Origin of the sequence: Microbacterium sp. B24 (genome assembly GCF_000333415.1) — a bacterium.
Classification (GTDB): domain Bacteria; phylum Actinomycetota; class Actinomycetes; order Actinomycetales; family Microbacteriaceae; genus Microbacterium.
Map to the genome: position 1 here is coordinate 1 of NZ_BADB01000179.1, position 3,104 is coordinate 3,104.

Sequence of the window (3,104 nt, forward strand, 5' to 3'; positions counted from 1 at the left end):
GGCTCCCGGGCCGTTTACACGAAGGGCTATCACCGCGGCGAGGACATCGCCAACAACGCCCAGGTCGCCGACATCCCTGCGCTTCGCTCGGGCGAGGTCATCGACTCCGGGCGCTCCTCGGTCATCGGCTTCTGGGTCTGCATCAAGCCCGACGCCGACCCGAGCCGGCGCGACATCTACTGCCACATGTTCGAGCCGAGTGCGAAGCGCTCCGGGCGTGTGAACGCGGGCGACATCATCGGCCGGATGGCGACCTGGGGCGAGTCTCCGGGCACCGGATGGACTGGACCGCATCTGCACTTCGTCGTGTCGGACCTCTCTGACGGCGGACACAACACGTCTCGCGCCGACTTCGACCCGCGGCCCATCATCACCGCGGCCCTCGCGAACGGCGGCAACGCACCGGCTCCGGCACCCGCGCCCGCAGCGAGCGGCGGCCAGGTGTTCATGCTAGCGGCTGGCGCCGGCGACGCGTTCGGACGGGCCAGGCGTCAGCTGACGCGAGCGCCGCACATGCCACAGACTCCCGTGGCGGGAACCTGTACGAAGCAGTCGGGGCAGAGCACGGCCTCGCGCTCGGGGATGATCGGGGCGGGTGCCTTGCGCGGCGCAGCAGAACCGGCGGCAGCCCGCGTGCGGCGAGCGCGTTCGGGCGCCGCCGCGGCGGCCGGAGCCATTTTCGCGGCCGGCTTGTGATCGGCGCAGTAGAAGCGCACGAAACCGGCCGGGTTGGTCGGATGCCGGTGCTTCACCACCCACAGCGCCTCGCGCGGCCACGGCTCGCTCGTGGGACCGCAGCCGGAGCATCGCGTGGCATCGCCGGGCACGGCCTCCGCTGCGGAAACCGGCAGCTCGAAGGGGAGGGCATCGCGCCAGTCCGAGGAGTTCCTGATCTGCACGATTCGTCCTTCCGGCGGCATCCTCGGGTGGATCACGCCGTGCCCCATTCTCCCACGCCGCGTGGATGCCCGTCCCCGCCTAACCGGCCGCGACGACGCAGAAGCGGTTGCCTTCGGGGTCCTCCATGATGACGTAGTCGGCATCCGGCGGTTGCTTGTCCCAGTGCACCCGACGGGCCCCGAGCGCTTCGAGTCGGCGCACCTCGGCATCCTGATCATCCGCGTAGAGATCGAGATGAATGCGCGGCGGCAGCACGCGCGGAGCCGCGACGGCGTCGAGCGACACGTTGACGCCGACGCCGTCGCGCGGATGCAGCAGTGCGAAGTCGTCGCCGACGGGCTCGCGCGCCGCGTAGTCGAGTGCCGCCGTCCAGAAGGCGATCTCTCGCGCCAGATCATCGACGCGGATCACCACCGACCCGATGGTGAGCATCAGTCGCGGCCTCCGTTGCGCGCCGTGGTCGTCAAAGCCTCGGCCGGGTCGCCCAGGGGTTCCAGGAGGCAGTCGTAGCGCTGCCGCGCCGGCCAGCGCGGGTCGCCGGGCGCGTCGGAGACGACGAAGCCGAGGCGACGGTAGAAGTCGACGGCGTCGTCATCGGTGCTCGCATACAGGGGTCGCGTCGGGTCGGCGCGGCGCGCGGCATCCACGAGACGAGAGCCGAGCCCCGTTCCGCGTGCCTCGTGTGCGACGGCGATGTAGTGCAGCTCCGCGCGATCTGCGCCGTGCGCGTCGGCGCCGAACGCGGCGAAGCCGAGCACCCGGCCGTCCTCGACCGTCCCGACCACGGTCATCGTGGGCAGTTCGACGTCGCGAATGCGGATGAGGGCGTCGGTGTCGACTCCTGCGGCCTCCCAGAGCAGGGCGAGGAATGCGTCGGCGGCGATCTCGTCGGCCGTCAAAGGGCGCACCGTTGCGGTCATGATTCGACTCTAGCGAGCGCACTCCGAGGGCTCGCCCCCGTGCGGGGCGGCGATGGTGCGGCGGCCACCGGCTTGGCTCGGCGCAGCGATCGCAGCACGGCGCGACCGACGAGACAGATGCCGATGAAGGTGGTGAGCGCGCGCACCGTGTCCCAGCTGAGAGTCGAGGTCACGAGCGAGTAGACGAGGAAGGCGCCCATGTTCTGCGGCAGCGGCGCCCCGGGAACATACGAGATCGATGTTCCGCCACCGACGGCGAACGGCCAGAACCACATGTTCATGATGAGTCCGAACGCGTACGCGGCGGCAACGCCGTATCCCATGAGCATCGCGATCTCCGCCCCGCCGCGCACCCGGCGCGGCAGGAGGCCCGCGCCGGCCGCAACCCACGCGCACGCGAACATCTGGAACGGCAGCCATGGTCCGACGCCTCCCCACAGCAACGCCGACAGCCCCACGGATGCCGCACCCAGCAGCAGCCCGAAACGGGCGCCGTACGCGCGTCCGGCGAGGATGAGAAGCGCGAACAGCGCCTCCACGCCACCGACACCGGTGCTCGCGATGCGCACGGCTGCGCCGATGGCGGCGAGCACTGCCAGCAGTGCCAGCGTCTGGGCGGAGCGGACCGTCGTGTCGAGCGCCGCGAGGGTGGCGAGCGCGGCCAGGGGCGCGAGAGCCAGCGCGATCGGCCCGACGGCAGCCTGCGCCTGTGCGGGGAGGGCGGTCGCGGCGAGCGGCCACAGGAACGCAGCGGCGGCGAGAACGTTCGCCGCAACCAGCGCGACGGTCAGCGCGCGGCGTGGCCGCGGTGCCCGGGTGGTGGTCCGCGCTCGTGTGTTCCGAGCTCCTCCGATTTCGTCCGGTTCGGCGGCTGTGGCCGCCTCCGAAGGCTGCGTGCGCGCGGAGTGGAGGATTTCGGCACGCGGCTGATGCGTCGCGCCGCGGTCTTCACCCGGCGCGGTGGCGGGGGCCGCGGCGGCGGTGGCGGGGGCGGTGGTGGTGCCCGCGGCGGATAGGCGACCGGCGTCCATGCCGAGCGCCACGTCGGCGCGGGAGATCACCGCGGCGTCATGGGTCGCGACGAGCACGGCGGTCCCGGCCGCCGCGATGCGCGTGACGGCAGCATCGACCATCCGCCGGGCGTCGGGGTCGAGTCCGCGCGTCGGTTCGTCGACCAGCAGCACCCGGGGGCGCGTCGCCGTCTGGATCGCGAGCGCCAAGCACCGCCGCTGGCCCGCGGACAGATCGCGCGGATGGACTCTAGAGGATCCCCGGGACCGAGCT

4 protein-coding genes are annotated in these 3,104 nt (G+C 72.1%); 1 reads left to right on the forward strand and 3 read right to left on the reverse strand.

From position 1 onward, the window contains the following. Positions 1 to 696 (forward strand): M23 family metallopeptidase (locus I5I_RS04570; protein WP_036316952.1); only part of this gene is annotated, 696 nt, incomplete at its 5' end. A 282-nt stretch (positions 697 to 978) separates the two neighbouring features. Here the strand turns inward: I5I_RS04570 and I5I_RS04575 are convergent. The 3 genes from I5I_RS04575 to I5I_RS04585 all read right to left on the reverse strand — a co-directional run. Beyond that, complete coding sequence (locus tag I5I_RS04575) at positions 979 to 1,332, reverse strand: VOC family protein (protein ID WP_036316955.1); 354 nt, start codon at positions 1,330 to 1,332, stop codon at positions 979 to 981. Next, the gene (locus I5I_RS04580) at positions 1,332 to 1,820 is read right to left on the reverse strand and encodes a GNAT family N-acetyltransferase (protein WP_051039476.1); all 489 of its coding nucleotides are present in this window, start codon (positions 1,818 to 1,820) and stop codon (positions 1,332 to 1,334) included. The genes I5I_RS04575 and I5I_RS04580 overlap by 1 nt, the downstream gene beginning before the upstream one ends. Further along, positions 1,817 to 3,104: ATP-binding cassette domain-containing protein (locus tag I5I_RS04585; protein WP_036316961.1), on the reverse strand; the 1,288-nt coding region annotated here is incomplete at its 5' end. The genes I5I_RS04585 and I5I_RS04580, both read right to left, overlap by 4 nt.

What these genes read in the sequence shown, in the direction of transcription:
- I5I_RS04575 (WP_036316955.1), bottom strand. Translation starts at nt 1,332, where the DNA reads ATGCTCACCATCGGGTCGGTGGTGATCCGCGTCGATGATCTGGCGCGA.
- I5I_RS04580 (WP_051039476.1), bottom strand. Translation starts at nt 1,820, where the DNA reads ATGACCGCAACGGTGCGCCCTTTGACGGCCGACGAGATCGCCGCCGAC.